This is a genomic window from Sorangium sp. So ce362, from assembly GCF_051519845.1.
GTDB lineage: Bacteria > Myxococcota_A > Polyangia > Polyangiales > Polyangiaceae > Sorangium.
This window is the reverse complement of the sequence record NZ_CP150332.1, coordinates 7,183,354-7,202,979: the sequence shown is the minus strand read 5'-3', so window position 1 is coordinate 7,202,979 and position 19,626 is coordinate 7,183,354. Positions and strand designations below refer to the sequence as shown.

Below are 19,626 nucleotides of genomic sequence, written 5' to 3'. Positions count from 1 at the left end.
GTCAAATCTGCTTGCTCCACGGGGGGTGTTGCGTTGCGATGGGCCGTTGACGAGGGCGACGAACCGCGCGCATGCGCGCGCGAGCCCACGCCGCCTCCAGCGGCGCACCTCGTCGACCGGGGCGCCTCGCGGCGCGGCCTGGGCAACACGACGAACTTCATCGAGTTGGGATGGTGGTATCAATGGGCTTGGGAAAAAGACTTACTTCCGTGCTCCTCGTCCTGTTTGCCGGTCCGCTCGCCGCCTGCGGGGATGACGGCGGCGGCGGCGGCAGCGGCGGCGCCGGGAGCGGCGCGGGCGGGGCGGGCGGCGGCGCCACGGGCACCGGCGGAACCGACGACAGCTCCGGGGCCCTCGGCGGCGGGTTCATCACCATCGGATCCGTGGGGGCCACCGGCAGCGGCGGCGATCCGTGCAAGTCGCCGGATCCTCCGCCGGAGTGCGACGCGGTGGTGCCGGCGTGCGGCGACGGCGAGATCAACCAGGAGACCGAGGCGTGCGACGACGGCAACAGCCTGCCCGGGGACTGTTGCTCGGGCGCCTGCAAGATAGAGCCGTACTGCGCGTGCGAGCCGGGGGAGCCCTGCCGCACGACGATCGCGTGCGGCAACGGCGCGATCGAGCCCGGCGAGAGCTGCGAGGACGGGAACACCGTCTCGGGCGACGGCTGTGACGATCGCTGCCAGCGGGAGCCGGGCGACTGGGTGTGCCCGGGGCCCGGGCAGCCGTGCTACCGGCTGCACTCGTGCGGCGACGCGCGGGTCTCGGGCGGCGAGACCTGCGACGACGGCAACGCGGTGGGCGGAGACGGGTGCTCCGAGGTCTGCGCCCTGGAGGACCCTGGCAACATCACCTGCCCGATCCCGGGGCGGCCTTGCAAGCCGGTCGAGCGGTGCGGCGACGGCCTGCTGCGGCCGAGCGAGGGGTGCGACGACGGCAACCTGGAGCCGGAGGACGGCTGCTCGCCGAGCTGCCAGGTCGAGGCCGGCTGGGTGTGCCCCGACGGCGTGAACTGCGTCTTCACGGTCGTCTGCGGCGACGGTCAGATCGGCGTGGGCGAGGGGTGCGACGACCGCAACAGGGTCGCGGGCGACGGGTGCTCGGCCACGTGCCAGATCGAGCCTGGGTTCGAATGCGCGCGCGCCGGGAGCCGCTGCACGGCGGTCTGCGGCGACGGGAGGGTCGTCGCCCGGGAGGAGTGCGACGACGGCGGCGCGGAGGACGGCGACGGGTGCGACGCCACGTGCAAGTGGGAGCCGGGCCTCGTGTGCGAGCCCGCGCCCGGCGGTTACATCTGCCGCGCCACCGTCTGCAACGACGGGGAGAAGGAGGGCTCCGAGCCGTGCGACGACGGCAACACCACGATGGGCGACGGCTGCACGCCGTTCTGCCAGGTCGAGCCGGACTGCGGCGACAGCGGCTGCACCTCGGCGTGCGGCGACGGGCTGCGCCTGGGCGGTGAGGCGTGCGACGACGGCAACACGACGGACGGCGACGGCTGCTCGTCCACGTGCACCATCGAGCCGGGGTACAGCTGCACGAACGACGTGGTCCTGGGCGACGAGCTCCGCGTGCCGATCGTGTACCGCGACTTCAAGGAGGACGCGCCGAACTTCGAGCCTGACAACGACAATCGGCCGAACGCGATCGTGACGGGCATCGTGCAGAACGTCCTCGGCGCCAACAACAAGCCCCAGTTCGCCGCGGCGCGGCCGAACGGCTTCCTCACGAACGCCACGGATTTCAACCGCTGGTACAGCGACTCGACCCTCTCGAAGCCGGTCGTGGACTGGCTCGTCCTCGGGCGCGTCGGGACGTCGGACTTGTTCGTCTACGAGGATCACACGTTCTTCCCGCTCGACGGCAGGGGCTGGCAGCACACGTCCGTGCCGGTGGCGCAGCGCGAGGCGAGCCGCCCGGCGAACGATCCGTTCGACGGCTGGGCTCCTGCGGGCAGCCACAACTTCTACTTCACGAGCGAGGTCCGCTACTGGTTCGAGTACCACGGCGGGGAGCGGCTCGATTTCTACGGGGACGACGACGTCTGGGTGTTCGTCAACAACCGGCTCCGCGTCGACCTCGGCGGCATCCACGCCCCCATGGGGACCGGCGAGATCGACGGCGTGGAGGACGATCGCGGGACGGTGCTCATGGATGACCTCGGCCTGACGGAGGGGAGGGTCTACGAGGTGGCCGTGTTCCAGGCGGAGCGGCACACCACCGGGTCCAGCTACAAGCTGACGCTCGGCGGCTTCAACGCGGCCCCCTCGCGCTGCGAGCCCGTGTGCGGCGACGGGATCGTCACGCCGGACGAGCAGTGCGACGACGGGGCGGCGAACGGCCCTGGTTACGGGAAATGCTCGACGACCTGCACGCTCGGGCTCTACTGCGGCGACGGGGTCCGGACGACGCCCTACGAGATCTGCGACGACGGCACCAACCTGGGCGGCTACGGCTCGGGGGCCTGCGCCCCGGGTTGCGTGGCGGCGCCCCGGTGCGGCGACGAGGAGATCAACAGCCAGTTCGGCGAGACGTGCGACGACGGCGTGAACGACGGCCGCTATGGCGGGTGCACGCCGGAGTGCCTCGTCGGGCCGCGGTGCGGCGATGCGATGGTCCACAGGCCGGACGAGACGTGCGACGACGGCGTGAACGACGGCCGCTATGGCGGGTGCACGCCGGAGTGCGGCGACGCGGCGAAGTGCGGCGACGGGATCCCCCAGGAGGAGTGGGGCGAGGAGTGCGACGACGGCGTGAACGACGGCAGCATGGGCTGCCTCGGCTGCCGGCTCGGGGCCGTCTGCGGCGACGGGTTCCCCCAGACGGAGCTCGGCGAGGAGTGCGACGACGGCGTGAACGACGGCGGTTACGGCGAGTGCGCTCCCGGTTGCGTCTACGGTCCGCGCTGCGGCGACGGCGTGACCCAGGCGCCGCAGGAGCAGTGCGACGACGTGGAGAACGACGGCGGTTACGGCGAGTGCGCTCCTGGTTGCGTGTTCGGCCCGCACTGCGGCGACGGCGTGCGGCAGCTGCCGTACGAGCAGTGCGACGACGACAACACCGCGAGCGGCGACGGGTGCAGCGCCACGTGCCACCAGGAGGTCGACTGACCCGGATCGACCCGTGACGGAGAGCGGAGCGCGGCGGCTCGCCCGGGCCGCCGCGCCGCTCGGCTCCCAGACCGCCGAGCATGCTGAAAATCGTCTGGTTCCAGTAGTTTACGCCGCTTCCTGCATCGGCCGCTGAGCCCTGGCCGGCCCGCTGGCCGGGCCCGGCGGGCCCCGAAGGGTCCTTGTCCAGTGTGCGTCTGAGCGGGCCGCCTCTCCGGGCCGGACCGATCCAGCACCGCGTCGCCCAGGGACGAATTGGCCGCGCCGAACCGTCAAGAGAACGCCGCACAAGTGAGGGAATCCGTCAGGGTGCCGTCAGTTCGGCATCTTCCGCCAGGGGACAGGGAGGGCGCGCGCTCCACGTTGTCGTCGGCAAGTCGCTCGATCGTCGCCCGGCTTGTGACCTGCGATGCCACGTCTTAGGTGTCCAACAGACGCTCATGACGAGCACCACGCGGGCTTGGGTGCGTGGAGCGGAAGATCGGGGCCAACAAATTCATATACGACGCCATCGTCGGGAATAGAAACCCCGAGTACATCGACAGCCTTCAGTTCCGGCCGCCCTCCGAGCAGGCAGCCCATAACCCGTCCCTGTCCTATTCGGAGCAAGCGGAGGCCAGAAGACAAGCGCCTGAATGAGCGGCTGTACGAGGGCGGGGGGCCCGGAGCTCCACTCGCTCCGGAGCTCCCCGCAGCGCTCCCGCTCCCAAGGCCGACGGTGGCCACGATCACGTCATCGTCACGTCCGCAGGGCGCTTCTCCCCCGTGTTCCGCCGCTGACACGGCTTCGCTCCTGCCACCCGACCTGCGCGACGCCAACCAGCGTGCCGGCGACACGGCCGGTCCCCCGCTAGAGCGTGCAGGCGAGCTTTAGCCGGTTCGGCTCGATCGGCGCCAATTTGCAGGCGGATGGTGCCGGGCTCGTCGCGGGCGGCGCCCGTGAAGGAGCCCTTGACATGGCCGAACATCGCGCGTGCGGGCAGCCGCGTGCGCTGCCCCGCGGCCGATCGTGACCAGGTCGACGTCGGAGAGGCCATGCCGAGCGCCACCGGCGAGCGGCTGATCGCAGTGCAGCACGACGAACAGGTACGGCTGCAAAGTCGTCTCGGGGCGGCATCCCGCGGGGGCATTGTCCTCGATGGTGGTGAACGTGGTGGGCTCGACGGTCATGCCGCGTACCATCCTGGTACAGCCGTTGGACGGGAGCGGCGCCCTATCTGGGCGCGATCGAGCTGTGGAGCAGCTCGGTCCTCGCCGCGCACCGGCCCGACACGCGCGACGGCTCGAGCACGCTCGCGGCGCGCTCGGCGAGCCACGGCGTGTTGCGCCCGGTGCCGCACCCGATCTCGATGACGTCGCGGCCGGCCAGCGCTAGGTCGCGCTGCCGGAGGGCGGCGGCCCCCACCCAGGCGGCGCCCCCCACCCGGGCGGCGGCGCGGCAGGCGGCGCCGCCTGGCCGAGCACCTCCATCCAGGCCGTGCTCTCCACCCACGCCGCCAGGTAGGGCACGCTCGCCCCGCGCCGCTGGAGCAGCACCAGGAACGGCCGTGTCACCAGGAACGACCTCGGAGGCGGCGGCCCGTACGAGCCCACGACCGCCTCCGCCGTCGCGCCGGCGCCGCCCTCGTTCAGGTGGAACTGCACCCGCTGCTTCGCCTCGTCGAAGCGCTTCCCTCGCAGCGCCTCGCCGAGCAGGGGCCGGCCGATGAGGTCACCGAAGATCGCCTCCAGATCGAGCCTCAGCCGCGGGATCGCGAGCGCCTCGTCCGGCGCGAGCCGCCGCGCCGCTCCCTGGAGCCGATCGAGCCGGGCGGCCGCGCTGGACACCGTCGCCGCCAGCGTCTCCGCCGGCGCGACCTGCGCGACGAGGACGCGGCTGTCCGGATCGTCGGCGACGAGCTCGAGCACGAAGTCCTCCGGCGTGGCCCTGTCGTGCACGACGACCTGCGTCCTGCGCGCCGGGTCCGCGCCAAACGGACTGTTGTCCAGGCCGAAGGCGCGGACCCGCGAGGTCTTGAATGTTCCTTCCCGCACGGCGAACGTCGTCCCGAACTTCAGGACCTTGCTCAGGTAGCCGTACGCCAGCAGGGCATCGGCCGGCACGGCCTGCGGCAGGTACTCCGGCCTCGCGTCGGGGAACTTCGAGGAGAGCTCGGCGCGCAGCGACTCCACGATGCCCTCGCCGCCGAACCCGGCCCCCGACACGCTCCACGCCGGGTCCACCACGTCGGCGCCGAGCCGCATCGCGTTGAGCGCGTCGGCCAGGGCCGGCTGAGGCTCCATGCGGATCGGGCCGAACCGCGCCCGAAGCTGCTCCCAGGCGAGCGCGAACGCGGCGCAGAAGACGAGATCTTCCCGGGGCGACGGGAGCGGCGTGGACAGGCTCGCGCAGACGGACGGCATGGGACCTCGAAGTCAGGGTCGGCGGGTGAAGGGCTGCATCGAGCCGGCGGGGCCGGCGATCGTGACGCCCGGGATCGTGGCGTAGTGGAGCGTGCCGGGCGACCCGTGCCCGTAGACGTAAAGATCGCTCTCGCCGGCGAGCGCCCTCGGATTCCCGAGCTGGCTATAGTGCACGATCTGCTGCCCCGTGGCCCGCGACCGCGCGTTCGCGCCGTTCACGCAGGTCGGGTCGTCGCTCATGAGCAGGATGGCGAGGCCGAGCGGATCCACCCAGAGCGTGACGTTGGGAACGAACGCCAGCTCGAACATCGAGGCGTCGATCCAGAGCGGGTCGGGCGTGGTGAAGGTCCCGAGCTCCGGGGAGTAGTACCTGGCGCGGTGGTAGGTGAGCCCGGTGAGCTCATCGTGGCGCTGCCCCGCGAACCGCAGCGCGGTGAATGGCCCCTCCCGCCGGGTGACGGCGCCGAGCGCGCCCAGATCCTGGCCCGTCGCGGCGCCTGTCGGGTCGACCATCAGCCAGGGCGTCGCTGTCGCGTCGGTGACGATGCTCCGCCACGCGCCCGCGGCGCTGCCCTCGAGCAGCGGGGTGAGCTCGTCGTCGGCGAACACCCGCCGCGCCGAGGCGCCCGCGCTGCTCACCTCCTCGACCTGGGTCTGATCGTCCCAGCCGAACCAGGTGCTCGCCCCGTCGCTCCTCACCTCGCCGAGCCGCCGGTTGAACGCGTCGACGTGGTACTGGACGACGAGCCCGTCGCTCCGCGTCGCGCGCACGAGCGCGTCGAGCCCGTCGTAATCGTAGGTCCAGCCCGGGGAGCCGCCCTCGGGCGCTCGCGACGCGAGCCGCCCCTGCGCATCCCACGTGTACGCCGCGGCCGCGTTGCGGAGCACGCGCCCGCCCGGCCCCACGCGATCCTCGCCGGAGCGCAGCGGCGTCCCGCTCGGATCGTAACGAAATTGCTCCCGGGCCCCGAGCCCGCTCACCGCGAGCGGCCGTCCGAAGGCGTCGAGCTCGTACGTGCGCCTGCCCGCGGCGCTGTCGCTGATCTGCTCGAGCGGGCCGAGCTTGCTCCAGACATAGCGGCGCGCGCGGACGGGCTTCCCCTCGGCGTCCTCCAGCGACACGACGATCGGCCGCCCCATGGAGTCGCGCTCCGTGCGGATGGCATACCCGCCCTCGCGGACGCGCGTCGTCTCCTGCCCGCGGGCGTCGACCTCGCGCAGGATCCGCTCGACGCCGGCGGCAGACTCGAGCGTGATGGACTCGACGGCGCTGCTCGGCCCGCGCGCCATCTGGACCTGCCAGCCCGTCGAGTAGCGCTTCGCGGTGGCCCAGCCCTTCTCGTCGAACGCCCGATCCACCCGGTACCGCCAGCCCCCGACCCGCTGCTCCTCGCTCACGATGCGCCCCGCGGCGTCGCGCTCGAGGAGCACCTCCGTCGCGCCGCGCGTGCCGCGGCGGACGAAGCCGCGGTCATCGTGATCGAGGGTGGTCACGACATCGCCGTCCTCCCGCCGGATCATGTCGCCGCTGGCGTTGTAGGCGATCTTCCGGACGGTCGCTCCGGCCACCTCGGCGCGCACGACACGGCCGCGCACGTCGTGCTCGTAGGCCGTCTCCACGCCCGAGAACGTCCTCGTCCGGATCACGCGGCCGCACCCGTCCCGCTCGATGGTGAGCGACTCGCCGGCCGGGTTCTTGACCCAGGACAGCCGCCCTCGGGCGTCGTAACCGAACCTGTACCGGGCGCCGTCCGATTGCACCTCCTCTACGACGAGGTGCCCGACGTAGCGCGCGAACGAGACGCCGCCGCCCGGATGGCGCGCCGACACGGGGCGACGCGCGTCGTTGTACGCCTTCTCGACGACGACGCCCCCGGGCGCCCGGACCCGCACGGGGAGGCCTCGGCTGTCGTGCTCGAGCTCGTACACCGCGCCTTCCGGCATCTCGACGCGAACGAGCTGGCCGAAGAGATCGTGGGTGTACCGCGTCGTCCCCCCGCCCGGCAGCGTCCGCGCGGCGAGGTTTCCATGAGCGTCGTAGTCGAAGGACTCGACGGAGCCGTCGGGCGCGACGATGGCGATCACCCGCCCGTACTTGTCGTGGTCGTACCGCGTCTTCGCCCCGAGCGGGTCGGTGCGCTCGAGCATCTGCCCGTGAGCGCCGACGGCGAAGGCATACAGCGCGCCCGCGGGATCGCGCACCTCGACGATGGCGCCGTCCTCGCGGCGCTTCAGGCTGAACGAGCGGCCCATCGCGTCCGTGAAGGAGGCGAGTCGGCCCCTCGCGTCGTAGGTGCGCCGCTCGGTCCCGTCCGACGTGGTGGAGCAGACGACCTGGCCGACGACGTTGTACGACAGGTTCTTCTGCTGGCCCGCCGGATCCTGGTATCGCTCCACGAGGCCGAGCGCGTTCCCCTTGTAGCGGAACCTGTGGCCGAGGCCGTCGATGACCGTGGTCTCGTGAGGCCCAGGGCCGTACTGGAAGCGCATGTGGAAGAGGCCCCTGGGCCGCGTCGCCATCGAGGCTTCCGGCGCGCCGACCTCCTGGAGGACGTCGGCGCCCTCGAGGTCGCCCCAGGTCTCCACGCAGCGCCGCTCCCCCGAGACGTCGGCGTACACGAAATGATACCGCAGGCCGCCAGGCTGCTGCTCCTGGACGAGGTAGTGCTCGTCGTCGTACGCGTACCGCGTCTCCGCGCCGCCGGCGTTGATGACGCGGACGAGGTCTCCCTTCGTGTCGAGCTCGTACGTCACGAGGCGCGTCGTGTGCTCCACGCCGTCCGCGCCGGCCGCGGCGACCCACCAGCTCCTGTACTGGCCCTCCTGGACGAGCCATGCGCGGCGCCCGACCGAATCCACGAGCTGGACGACCTCGCGCTCATCCCAGGTGATCTCCGCGAGATTGCCGGCCCGATCGCGCAGCTGCGCGAGCCGGAAGGTGCCGGGCGCGTGCCCGCGCCGGAGGACGCGGAGGATGCCGTCGTCGAGGTCGACGACGAGCGCGTCTTCCTCCCAGTACACGCGCCGCGCGAAGGGGAGCAGCACCTCGACGTCGCCGGCTGGAACGGCGAGGGTCGTCTCGCGGAAGGTCTCGTCGATCAGGGTGAGCCGATCCCCGCGGATCTCGGCCTGCCAGCACAGGGCGTGGGACCAGCCGCGGCCGACGCCGCACTCCCGCAGGACCGAGGAGGTGCGGTACGTGCGGATCCAGGCGACCGGCAGGGGCCCCGGGAGGAGGAAATCCGTTTCCGGCGGCGTGAACATCGTGCCGGTGACGATGTCGACGGGGTGCCCCGCATCGGCTTGACCGTCGGCCCCTGGCGCCGCGGGCGGGCCGGGCGGCCCTGCGCCCTGGTTGCTCCCGCCCCCGCCCCCGCCGGCGTTGCTCCCGCCCTGCGGCCCGCCCCCGCCCGGCCCGCCGGCGCCGCCTCCTCTCCGCCCCCGCCCCCGCCCCCGCCGCCGGCGCCGCTCGCGCTCGCGCCGGCGCCGACGGTGATTGACTTGTTCATCTGCCCCATGCTGCCGGTGATGCCGGCCATGCCGAGCTCGATGAGCACGTTGGGCGCGCCGAGCCAGGGGAAGCAGGGGCCGCCGGTGTTGAGGCTGACGAGCTCCTTGAGCGTGCCGGGCTCGTTGCCGTGGCACGCCTTCATGCAGCCGCCCACCGTGAGGATCTTCGCGCCCTCGATCTTCGTGCGCATGCACGGATCGATGATCCCCTCGGCCACGGTGCCCATCGTGGGATAGGGGATCGGCAGGGGGCTCGGCGCGGCAGGGGTGAGACACACGCTCACGGCCATTCCGGTCATCTGGTGACCGGATTTGTCGGTAATGGTGTCCATGTGGAGCGCGGTGACCTTGCCCATGGCGCGCAATGGTCGCACGCCGGGGACCGGCGCGGGAAGCGGCCACGTGCGGCGGCGACCGTCTCGCGGGCGGGTCCGCCGGGAGCCGGTGGCCATGATACCGATGCGGGTTGTCCGCGCTCGGCGATACGCGCCACAGCACGGCGGACGTTCGCGTGCTGCGAGCGCCAGGATCGGGTGTCATGCGCGGATGACATGTAACGCGCGCGTGTCACCTGGCACGTCACTCGCGCGTACCATCGCGGGGCGCTCGACGCGAAGGGATCCGGGCAGAGCACAGATCGGGACACGCTGTTCCCCGGCAAGGCGGCCGAGCCGGAGCACGCTGGTACGCGGCTTGCGAGCACATGGTGCATGGTGGCGAGCGCAGCGCGACGTCGCGGATGCTCGGGCGAGGATGGCGGCTGCGACGATTCGATCTTCGACGGCTGAACACCATCGCCTCGAACCACGCGCAGCGCCTCTGGGTATCTCCCCTGCTACCCGATGAGGATCGAGCCCGATGCGTGAGCGACTTGCTTCCGTAGACCACGACTGGGGTCGCTGTCCTCGCCGGCCAGCGGCCCCGCCTGCGTGCGCTCCAGGGCGCAAAGGAGTTAGATACGATGTCCCCCTCGAGAACCCCGCCCCTTCATCCAGGTGCTCTCGCGAGCATCTCGCTCGCCGCCCTCCTGGTCGGCTGCGCCGACGCGAGCTCGCGAGAGATCGACTCGCCCCAGGCCGCTGATGCGCTCCGCGCCCAGGCTCCCCCGGATCTGGCGAGCGCGACGGGCTCCGCGAGCACGCGGGCGACGGAGAGCTGCGACGTGTGCCAGATCTCCTGCTCCGTCTGCGTCGCCGCTCCGGAGAGCTCCACGTGCAAGGCCTGCCTCGATCGCTGCGCCAACGCCACGTGCGAGCGCTCCTGCCGCGCGTGCGCCGCCTCCCCGGGGAGCACCGAGTGCAAGACGTGCATCCGGGACTGCAAGCTCGACAACGACTGCATCCCGCCGTACTACGACACCACCCCGATCTGCAACTACCTCGATCGTGGGCTCCGCGATCACCGCTCGTTCACGAGCGACACCTACAACGTCTATGCGCCGGGCGTGCGCACCCTCGCTGACATCGACAAGCTGGAGTTCGGGCTCGATCTGCCGGCCACGCGCTGCAAGGACAACCCGCACGGCGTGCCGTGCGCCGACGCGTCGTACACCCGGGAGTGGTGGATCGACGAGGTCCGCCTCTCGGCGCACGGCATCCCGCTCTTCGAGGCGAAGAAGGCGACGTCCCAGCCGACGCTCCTGCGCGCCACCGGCGGCGCCGGCGACACGGGGATCGTCGGCTTCGGCGGCGACGAGCTGCGCAAGAACCCGCTCTGGGGCTTGAGCTTCAACGAGCTCAGCGCCCTCTTCAAGCACGTCGTCATCGACGAGAACAAGCGCCTCGCCTTCAACCCCGAGGTGCTCGAGTTCAGCGCCCGGGATCTGAGCCACCTGATCGAGGGGATGTTCGGCCGGGTCCTGGCGGCGCAGGCCAAGGGCTGTGCGAACGGCCTTTACTGCGACAACGATCGCGGACTCCAAGGCTTCTGGGCCGACACCCATGGCAACGGCGGGCAGGTCGACTGCGACTTCGGCGGCTGTGCCCCGCTCAGCGAGCGAAGCCCCTCCCCCTGGCTCGAGATCAAGGGCAGCAGCGATCGCAAGCGGCTCCTCATCGACGCCGATCTTCAGGTCGCCAACGGGACCTTCGACCCCGGCGACTGCGACGGCGTAGGTCTCGGCAACGGCCCGGACCACTGCGGCACCCTCTACACCTCGCTCGGCGACTTCAGCCTCCAGATCGAGCTGGCCTTCGCCTGCGAGGAGGTCGGCAAGAAGAACGGCAAGGAGAAGTACGCCATCGTCGTCTCGCCGACGTCGGTCGACGTCGGCATCGAGGGTGGCCTGTTGAACGTCGTCGACTGGGTGTACGCCTTCGGCTGCAGCTTCGTGGGGAAGGATTGCAGCGTCGAGGAGCTCTTCAAGTCGCGGCTCGCGCACGACATCAACAAGGCGATCTCAGGCCAGCAGCTCACCCAGGATCTGGACGCCTGCCCGGCCGGGGACGCGCTGGTCGACGTCGCCCCCGATGGCGCGGTGGCGATCAACCTGGCGGGCACGGCGGCATGCGACGAGGGCGCCGAGTGCCTGGGGCACCGCGTGATCGCCCCCGGCGGCTTCGACCTTGGCGCCGCCCCCTTCCGGAGCGCGCCCGCCGCGCTGCTCGCCCGCCTGAGCTTCGGCCAGCCCCTGAGCGCGCCGAGCATCGATGTCATCGACGCGGTGAAGACGGCCGCCGGGCTTCAGCTGTCCGAGATCGACTGGTCCGCCCCGCTCGACCTGAGCCAGGCGCTCGGCGCGCTCGACCCCGATCAGAAGATCCCCATGGCTCAGCTCGACGAGGTGATGCCGATGCTCTGCGCCATGATGAGCCAGTGCGACGCCGATCTCGATTTCGCGGCGCTCACGGTTCCACCGCCGATCGTCGACGACCCGTCGATCCTCCTCGCCTGTGACGAGGGCGTCGATCCGAGCTCGGAGGCTTGCCAGGTCAAGGCGGCGTTGCTCGCCTTCATCACGCAGGAGGAGATCTTCTCCAGGTGTGTCGTACCCCGCACCCCGAACGTCGACGACGACCTCCGCGTCGTGCTGTGGCTCCAGGACGTCGCGACCGATCTGCCGGCGTGCGAGGAGAAGCTGAAGCCGATCGAGACCTACATCGCGCTCCCGTACATCGGGCTCGAGCTCACGAACGGCCGGCTGAGCACGACCGACGGGTTTGCGTTCGTCGACCTCCAGCACGCCGAGAACGTCGCGGCCGGCGTCCGCGACGAGTACGCCTGCCGCCATCGCCCCCAGGAGGCGCTGATCCCGAACCCCTATGAGTACGGCGGCTGCCCCGACCCGGAGAACCCTGCGTACTTTGGCACCGTGGGCTGCCCCTGCGCCGACGTCGACGTCGTCCAGGCCGAGGACGCCGCGTTCGACGGCGGCTACGCCGACGGAGCCGGCAGCCACGTCAAGAACGGCCTGTACGGCCTGGGTCAGTACTGCGATGACGGCACCGCCGCCACACCGGGCAACCAGGTGGTATGCGGCAAGGTCACCCGGCAGGGCAAGGACTACCCTGTCTGCCAGGAGTGCGGCGAGGACACCAACCTGGGCTGCCCCTGTCAGCTCGACAGCGACTGCGTGGGCCTCGGGGAGAGCCTCTCCTGCTGGGGCAGCGAGCAGAGCGGGTGGGGCCCGTCGGTCGGCGGCAAGTGCCTGCCCGACCCGGGTAACTCGGCGGGTCGCGAGGCGGTGAGCGAGATGCCGTGGTTCTGCGTCGACAACTGCGACGCCATCGATACGTATGCGAATGGGCTGACCGCCTGCGTCTACAACCAGCTGGGCGGGTTCAGCTTCTCCCACGGGACGTGCGTCAACTTCCTCGGCTCGTGTGAGGTGGAAGGCGTCAACCTGCCAGGTGTCTGCGAGGAGGCCGGCGGGTACTGCGACGCGGAAGATCAGTGCGTGAGCGAGTGCATCGAGGACGCGGACTGCTCGGGCAAGGGCTTCCCGGACTGGTATAAGTGCGACCTCAGCGCCGGTTATGAAAAGGGCCACTGCGTGCCCCCGGGCTGCGCCAGCGCCGACGCGATGCTCGACGCGAGCTACTGCTACCTCTTCCGGTAGCGATCGGCGCCGCCCTGCTCCCCCGGGCCCCCGATCGCGGTCTCCATGGCTTCCCCCAGGGCGGCGTTCCAGGAGCGCAGGCCGCGAGGGTCGCCGCGGTGAGGAGCGCGAGGGGCAGCAACGTGCGCACGGGCCCATCGGATCACGCGCGATCGCCGCGCGCGGACGGCGAGCGTCGCAGCGCCCGTCGTTCTCGCGGAATCTCTCGGAATCCTGGCGGGGCGCCTCCTGGCTCACTCGGAGTCGAGAAGGAGCCCGCTCGCCGAGAGCGCGATGAGGGCGGGATCCGCTGTGTCGCAGTTCACGATGGCGACCACGGCGGCCTGCTGCTCGGGGTAATACAGCATCTCCGTGGCGTAGCCGGGAATGGCGCCGTCGTGCCCGAGGGCGGGAACACCCATGACCTCGCGCCCGATGACGATCGTCCCGAGCCCGTAACCCCCGCCCGTGCCGCCCGTTCTGTCAATGAGCTCGTACAGTCGGACTGCACGAGTCAGGAACGGCTCCGAGAATCTTGATTTTGCAGAACGCGTTTGCTTGTCCTATCTGCGACTGCCTTGATGCGCGCCCGGGCTTGATGAGGTGCCCGAGAAGTTGGCCGACGAGAACCGGCTCCGCGACGATCGGATGAAGAGGTCAGGATGTCATCGGAGCCTTCCCGTCCCATCGGGCCGCGCGAGCGGCCGCCGCATCCGGCCACGGTGGCGCAGCCGAAGCCGGCGCCGAGCGGTGCCACCACGCGGCCTCCTCATCCGTCGACGGCGGTGCAGCCGAAGGCGCCGCATCCGGCGACAGTCGTGCAAGGGAAGGGCCTGCCGCCGCACCGGGCGACGGTGATTCCGCCGCAGTCCCCGTCCAAGGGGGGCGTGCCGCGGCTGACGCATCCGGCGATCGTCGTGCAGCAGCGTCTCGCCCGGTCTGCCGCCCAGGCCCGGATTCCAGAAGCTGTCCGTGTGGCTCAGAGGGCCGCAGCGCTGGTGCTCCAGCATGGCTTCAACAACGCGGTACTCGCCGCCGCGTACGGCGGCGCGGCGGCCAAAACGGCGAATGATGCCCTCGGTGACTCCAAGGTGCGCGATGCCTTGAAGGAAGCCTGGATGCTCAGCATCAACCTGAAAGGGAAGACCGTCCAAGAGCGCGGTGGCTGGATCTTCTTCAAGGTGGGCGGGGCCAGCCATGAATACAAGGTCGTGCTCGCCTCGACGAAGCGCTCCAATGCATTGAAAGACAATGACCGAGCCACCGGCGCAGCGATCGATCTCGCGGATCCAGGGAGCTACTCCGGTGAGGTCGCCCCCGATGGATATGCGATGATCGCAAATTTTCACTCCCACCCATTGACGCATGGGAACGCTACGCCGAGCCAGGCTGACATACAAAATGCCTATGTGCGCAACCTGCAAGGCATCGTTCTGAGCTGCGACGGGCACGTCTACATCTACGGGCCGCTCCGCTTGGCATCCACACGCGTCGGCTATCCCATGGGAGGCGCGGTCGCGGCTGCGGCTGGGCCCGTTCTGGCAGGCATCCCTGCCTCGCCTTGGAACATCAACGTCAACACGGGCACGATCAGCTGAGTGGCGCCCCGACCCGACCCAGGTTGCGCCGACCCAACCCAGGTTGGACCGATCCGAGGTTGCACCGACCCGACCCACCGACCCGACCCAGGTTGGACCGATCCGAGGTTGCACCGATCCGACCCAGGTTGCGGCTGACCCGACGACGACAACACCGCGAGCGGCGACGGTTGCAGCGCCACGTGCCACGAGGAGGTCGACTGACCCGGATCGACCCGTGACGGAGATCCGCGCGCGGCGGCTCGCCCGGGCCGCCGCGCCGCTCGCCTGTGACTGCTCAGGTCGACGAGGCGGCTGAGCACGCGCTCGAGGATGAACAGGCGGCGTGGCGTCGGAAGCCGGGGCCCCGGCGGTGCACCGGCACGGCGGCTCTCAGGGATTGAACGTGGCCACGAAGATATCGCGACTATCTGCATAGGTGATCGGGCCGGTCCCGAAGTCCACCGGATCGGTCATGCTTCCGGTGATGGCAACGGTGCCATTCGGAGAGAACGCGATATCGTCCACGAGAGGATCGAAGCCCGCCCACCAGAGCTCGTTCCCGCTCGCGTCGAGCCCGGCGAGCCCGCCCCCGGCGACGACCATTCCCCCGGCGGAATCGAGGGCGATCTTGTCGCCAAAGCGCACCGAGCGGCTGAAGAGATGCTGGCCTGCAGCATCCAGCTTGACGAGCACGGGCCCGGCGGGGAGCACGCCGCCGCCGAAGTCGATGAGACCGTCCGTGAAGCCCGCCACGAGGACCTCGTCCGCCGCATTGACCGCCACCGAAGACGCCATCGCCGATCCGTCGGACTCGAACAGGCGCTGCCAGAGCAGCGCGCCCGTCGAGTCGAACTTGGAGACAGTGAAATAGAGCGGGCCTCCATAGCAGCAAGTCATTGGGTCCTCGTTCGCCACGATCACGTTGCCGGCGCTGTCGACCGCGAGGCTTACCGCTCCGTTGCTGACGGCGGACGCCGGCACGAGCTGTGTCCAGAGAACGCCGCTGCCTCCGGCGCCCAGCTTCGTGAGGTGCGCCCAGTCGCTGATGTCGTAGATCATGTACACGTCGCCGAGGGCATCGACGGCGATCTCCGCTACTCTCTGCATGGACGTGGGGATCACGACCGTGTATCCGGCGCTCCAGACATGATCGCCGCCGGGGTCAAACTTGGCCACGAAGGCTCCCCTGTCCTCGGCGGCCGAGATCGGGCCCCCGCCGAAATCCGGGCCCGGGAATTGCCCCATCGCGCCGCCGCCGTAACTGCCGGCGAGGAAGATGTTGCCATTCCCGTCGACGGTCATGACGCCGCCCCAGTCGTCGAACTCGGTCCCGTAGCGCCTGCTCCAGATCACCGAGCCCGAAGGATCGAGCTTGAGAAAGAAGACGTCGGACTGCCCTGCGCTGGTGAGGGGGCCGGCGCCGAAGTCGACCGTCCCCTCGAACTCACCCGAGACGTAGTAGTTGCCCCAGGCGTCGCTCACGATGGACATGCCACTGTCCCAGCCAGTGCTGCCGTACCCGCGCGCCCACGGTAGCTGCTGAGGGCAGCTGGGGACGCCGTCGCAGCTCTCGTCCACCGGCGTGGCGCAGAGCTCTGCGGCGGGCGTCACCTCACCCGTACAGGGGCCGTGGCCAAGACCGTCCGCGCGACAGGCCTGCGTCCCGGGAGCGCAGCGCCCGACGCCCGCGGTCCCGGCGGGGCCGGTGTAGCAGGCGACGACCGAGCCCGGCGTGCACGTGCCTGGCATGCTGCTGCCGGTCGAGCTGCTGCCGCCCTCGCCGCCGGCGCCGGTCGAGCTGCTGCCGCCCTCGCCGCCGCTGCCGCTCGCCGCCTCGCAGCCGTCCGCGCCGCCGGCGCCGAGCGCGCCACGCGCGCTGGCGGTATGGCCGCTGTCGGCTGTAGCGTTGTCGCTGCGGCCATCGCCTGCTTCGCCCCCGCGCGCTGCCGGCTCACACGCCGTCGCGGCGAGGACCGCTGCGATGGTCAAGGCGGCCGATGCGTCCATGCTGGTCCTGGATGCTGAATCGATTCGCTCGGCGTCTCTGGTCATGATCGCTTCGTTGCTCGGCGTGGGCACCGCATTCATCAGCGCCGCACGATCCCGCCGAGGGCCCCCGGAAAGATGCGACACGACAAGAATCGCCCATCCACGCATCGAGGGGCCGCCTTTCACTTCATCGCCCTGCGGGAGGCACGTTTCATCAGTACCCGATGGCCACCTGAAGGTCAGGGCGTTCATCAGGGAACGGTCGAGCGGGACCGCCAGATATTGAGTCGCCTCGCCGCGGACATCGCCATGTATGGCGAGTTGGACATCGAGGTCGACGAGCGCGGTGAGACGCCTCGCGGTCGGCCCGTGTTCGAGCGCGGCTTTGGGGCCCCCCCCGCCGCGCCCCCGCTGCCACCGGGCGTCCCGCCCGTGCCGACGGCGCCGCCCCTGCCCGCGTCCCTCGCGCTTCCACACCGTGAAGTGCGCGGGGGGCGCGCGCCTGCGAGCCGCCCACGTTGGGGCGCCGGCGCATCGGACCGCGCCCTGCGAAGCCGCAACAGCCCGCGAAAGCGGACGACGAGCCCGCTCCCGAACGCAAGCGAGGCGGCTATCGGCCGTGGGCCGAGCTGCTGCGCCGGACGTTCGCAGGATCGATGTGCTTGAGTGCCCGGCCTGCAAGGGCAGGATGAAGCTCGTCGCCCTGCTCACTGAGCCGAGCAGCATCGCCCGCCTCCTCACCGCGCTCGGTGAGCCCACACGGTGCTGATGGTCGAGGGATGGCGGAGCTCCAGGCGCATCACAAACCTTGACGGTCCGCGCGCATTCCTGGCAAACATTCGGGCATGAGCGCCTTCCGACCTCCGACCCTTGCCGCGATCCCTGCCCTCGGGATCGCTGCGCTGCTGGTCGCCGCCTGCGGTGGCGGCGGGGCCAGCTACCCCGATAGCTCGGATGTCACAAGCGCCCAGGCAGCGTGGTGCCAGGGGCTCGCCAAGCTGAACGGCTCGGGTGATGCATGGGAGCACCTCGGGGCGTGCAAAGGCGCATACCCGACGGCGTCGGCGGCCTACCTGCGCGGGATGACCAAGTGCTTCACGGCGCGGCACGAGGCGGCTGGCGCGGATGCCCCGGACAACAGCCAGCTCATCACCGAGTGCAACGACGGGGTCACGGTCGAGATGGGCGCGGACGGGCCGGGCAGCGAGGAGGTGATCGCGGCGCGGTGCCAGCGGGCGGCGCGCTGCGAGGAGGAGGTGTCGGCGGCCGACTGCAAGACGGCCGTCGACAAGCTGGAGACGGCCCAGCGGGTGCTGCTCACGACCACGTACAACGCAGGCGCGCTGCACGCCATCGCGGACTGCCTCTCGTCGTCCAGCTGCACGGACGACGAGGAGGCAGCGAGGGAGAGCTGTTACAAACCCTCCTCCGAGAAGCTGCTCTGGTTCCCCTGACGGACCCCCTTGTCGCGACGCCACGACATCCGAGCTGATGCAAGCCGGGCTGCCTCGCGATGAGGCCTTCATGATCCCGTCGACACGTCTGCGCGGCGGAGGCTGTTGAAAGGGAGTTCCATGCGAAAGTCGACATCGGGTGTGCTCACGTCGCTCGTGTTCCTGCCGGCGTTGCTCCTCGGTTGTTCTGGTGAGGAGGGGCCGGGCTCCACGGCGACGTCGCCGACATTCCATCGCGACGTCGAGCCGCTGTTGCAGGAGCACTGCATGAGCTGTCATTCCCCCGGGAACATCGCCCCATTCAGCCTGACGACGTACGACGCCGCCCGCACGGTGGCGAACCTGCTCGCGGCCTCGACGCGGGATCGCACGATGCCGCCGTGGGGAGCGGAGGAGACCGACGAGTGCCAGCCTCCTCACGGCTGGAGGGATGATCTCCGGCTGACCGAGGAAGAGATAGCCGTCTTCGAGGCGTGGGCTGCTGCGGGCGGCCCCGAGGGGGATCCGGCCGCCGCGCCGCCCCCGTTCGTCGCCGGCGCCGGCGGGCTTGCCGGTGTCGAGCTGGAGGTCTCGCCGGAGGCGCCGTTCGTCGCGAGCGGCGATGCCGACCAGTTCCGGTGTTTCGTGATGGATCCTGGGCTCGCGGAGACGCGTTACATCAACGGCGTGCACGTCCTTCCTGGCAACCGCAAGGTGGTGCACCACGCGCTCGTGTATCTCGACAAGGAGGGCGTGGCCGACGAGCTCGCGGACGAGGAGGGGGGCTACGACTGCTTCGGCGGCCCTGGCTTCTCGGGCGAGCTCGTGGCCGCGTGGGCGCCGGGGGCTGTTCCTCTGGAGTTCGCGCCGAACATCGGCGCCGAGCTCCCGGTCGGCGCGCGGCTGGTGATGCAGGTGCATTATCACCCGGCGGGGGCGACCGCCGACCCGGACACGACGCGCCTTCAGATGCGCTTCACGCAGGGCGTGCCGGAGTACGCCATGGGGGTCGCGCTGATCGGCAACTTCGGGTCGCCGCTGGCCGAGGGGGGCGGCCTCTTGCCCGGGCCGAACGACGCGAACGGCGTCGAGTTCCTGATCCCTGCCGGCGCGAAGGATCATGTCGAGACCATGCAATTGAGGCTACCCGAGTCGGTGTCTGCCTCGGAGACGTACCTCTACGGCGCTGGCACGCACATGCATTATGTCGGCACGGACATGAAGGTCAGCCTGGAGCACGAGCAGGGGGCTGCCGGCGGGGCAGGGGAGCAGTGCCTGGTGCAGACGCCGCGGTGGGATTTCTCGTGGCAGCGCGCGTTCTACTACGACGTCCCCATCGCGGAGCTCCCGCGCCTCCGCGGCGGGGATCTGCTCACGATGCGCTGCACCTACGACAACTCGACAGGCAACCCGTTCCTCGCGAAGGCGCTCAAGGAGCAGCACCTCCCGGCCCCGGTCGACGTGCGCCTCGGCGAGAGCACGCTCGACGAGATGTGCATCGCCGCCCTGATCTACCTGACCAAGAACCAGTAACCCGAGCGCATCGGGTGGCGCCGCGTGAAAGC

10 protein-coding genes and 2 pseudogenes are annotated in these 19,626 nt (G+C 70.6%); 6 read left to right on the top strand and 6 right to left on the bottom strand.

The window, feature by feature from the left end; all coding sequences use genetic code 11:
• The first annotated feature begins 170 nt into the window (after window positions 1–170).
• Window positions 171–3,110 carry a DUF4215 domain-containing protein gene (locus tag WMF17_RS27445; RefSeq protein WP_437644099.1) on the top strand — a complete coding sequence of 980 codons (2,940 nt, stop codon included), beginning with the start codon at window positions 171–173 and terminating at the stop codon, window positions 3,108–3,110.
• Between the two features lie 1,213 nt (window positions 3,111–4,323).
• On the opposite strand, the gene WMF17_RS27440 is transcribed toward WMF17_RS27445, so the two are convergent.
• From WMF17_RS27440 to WMF17_RS27425, 4 genes and pseudogenes are all read right to left on the bottom strand, one after another.
• The gene (locus WMF17_RS27440) at window positions 4,324–4,515 is read right to left on the bottom strand and encodes a hypothetical protein (RefSeq protein WP_437644097.1); all 192 of its coding nucleotides are present in this window, start codon (window positions 4,513–4,515) and stop codon (window positions 4,324–4,326) included.
• Window positions 4,482–5,513 carry a hypothetical protein gene (locus WMF17_RS27435; RefSeq protein ID WP_437644095.1) on the bottom strand — a complete coding sequence of 344 codons (1,032 nt, stop codon included), beginning with the start codon at window positions 5,511–5,513 and terminating at the stop codon, window positions 4,482–4,484. Before WMF17_RS27435 ends, WMF17_RS27440 begins: the two co-directional genes overlap by 34 nt.
• A gap of 12 nt (window positions 5,514–5,525) precedes the next feature.
• Window positions 5,526–9,158: a DUF6531 domain-containing protein gene (locus WMF17_RS27430; protein ID WP_437644093.1), complete on the bottom strand. Its 3,633-nt coding sequence runs from the start codon at window positions 9,156–9,158 to the stop codon at window positions 5,526–5,528.
• A pseudogene (locus WMF17_RS27425) lies at window positions 9,059–9,313 on the bottom strand (PAAR-like domain-containing protein); the annotation flags it as partial. The pseudogene WMF17_RS27425 and the gene WMF17_RS27430, both read right to left, overlap by 100 nt.
• Window positions 9,314–9,984: 671 nt before the next feature.
• Between WMF17_RS27425 and WMF17_RS27420 the strand changes: the two are divergent.
• Window positions 9,985–13,080: a hypothetical protein gene (locus tag WMF17_RS27420; RefSeq protein WP_437644091.1), complete on the top strand. Its 3,096-nt coding sequence runs from the start codon at window positions 9,985–9,987 to the stop codon at window positions 13,078–13,080.
• A gap of 233 nt (window positions 13,081–13,313) precedes the next feature.
• Here WMF17_RS27420 and WMF17_RS27415 read toward each other — a convergent pair whose 3' ends face one another.
• The gene (locus WMF17_RS27415; RefSeq protein ID WP_437596110.1) at window positions 13,314–13,481 is read right to left on the bottom strand and encodes a hypothetical protein; all 168 of its coding nucleotides are present in this window, start codon (window positions 13,479–13,481) and stop codon (window positions 13,314–13,316) included.
• A gap of 240 nt (window positions 13,482–13,721) precedes the next feature.
• Between WMF17_RS27415 and WMF17_RS27410 the strand changes: the two genes are divergently transcribed.
• On the top strand, window positions 13,722–14,657 hold the full coding sequence (locus WMF17_RS27410; RefSeq protein ID WP_437644089.1) for a Mov34/MPN/PAD-1 family protein: 936 nt from the start codon (window positions 13,722–13,724) through the stop codon (window positions 14,655–14,657).
• Between the two features lie 141 nt (window positions 14,658–14,798).
• Window positions 14,799–14,861 (top strand): annotated as a pseudogene (locus tag WMF17_RS27405) (hypothetical protein); the annotation flags it as partial.
• Between the two features lie 168 nt (window positions 14,862–15,029).
• Here WMF17_RS27405 and WMF17_RS27400 read toward each other — a convergent pair.
• Window positions 15,030–16,628, bottom strand: a complete 1,599-nt coding sequence (locus tag WMF17_RS27400) for a hypothetical protein (protein ID WP_437644088.1) — start codon at window positions 16,626–16,628, stop codon at window positions 15,030–15,032.
• A gap of 845 nt (window positions 16,629–17,473) precedes the next feature.
• On the opposite strand from WMF17_RS27400, the gene WMF17_RS27395 reads away from it, so the two are divergent.
• Window positions 17,474–18,082 carry a hypothetical protein gene (locus WMF17_RS27395; RefSeq protein WP_437644087.1) on the top strand — a complete coding sequence of 203 codons (609 nt, stop codon included), beginning with the start codon at window positions 17,474–17,476 and terminating at the stop codon, window positions 18,080–18,082.
• A 120-nt stretch (window positions 18,083–18,202) separates the two neighbouring features.
• On the top strand, window positions 18,203–19,594 hold the full coding sequence (locus tag WMF17_RS27390; RefSeq protein ID WP_437644085.1) for a hypothetical protein: 1,392 nt from the start codon (window positions 18,203–18,205) through the stop codon (window positions 19,592–19,594).
• Window positions 19,595–19,626 lie beyond the last annotated feature (32 nt).

Coding starts and splice junctions, on each gene's coding strand:
- WMF17_RS27390 (WP_437644085.1), top strand. CDS start 18,203: ATGCGAAAGTCGACATCGGGTGTGCTCACGTCGCTCGTGTTCCTGCCG.
- WMF17_RS27420 (WP_437644091.1), top strand. CDS start 9,985: ATGTCCCCCTCGAGAACCCCGCCCCTTCATCCAGGTGCTCTCGCGAGC.
- WMF17_RS27435 (WP_437644095.1), bottom strand. CDS start 5,513: ATGCCGTCCGTCTGCGCGAGCCTGTCCACGCCGCTCCCGTCGCCCCGG.
- WMF17_RS27395 (WP_437644087.1), top strand. CDS start 17,474: ATGAGCGCCTTCCGACCTCCGACCCTTGCCGCGATCCCTGCCCTCGGG.
- WMF17_RS27445 (WP_437644099.1), top strand. CDS start 171: ATGGTGGTATCAATGGGCTTGGGAAAAAGACTTACTTCCGTGCTCCTC.
- WMF17_RS27410 (WP_437644089.1), top strand. CDS start 13,722: ATGTCATCGGAGCCTTCCCGTCCCATCGGGCCGCGCGAGCGGCCGCCG.
- WMF17_RS27415 (WP_437596110.1), bottom strand. CDS start 13,481: ATGGGTGTTCCCGCCCTCGGGCACGACGGCGCCATTCCCGGCTACGCC.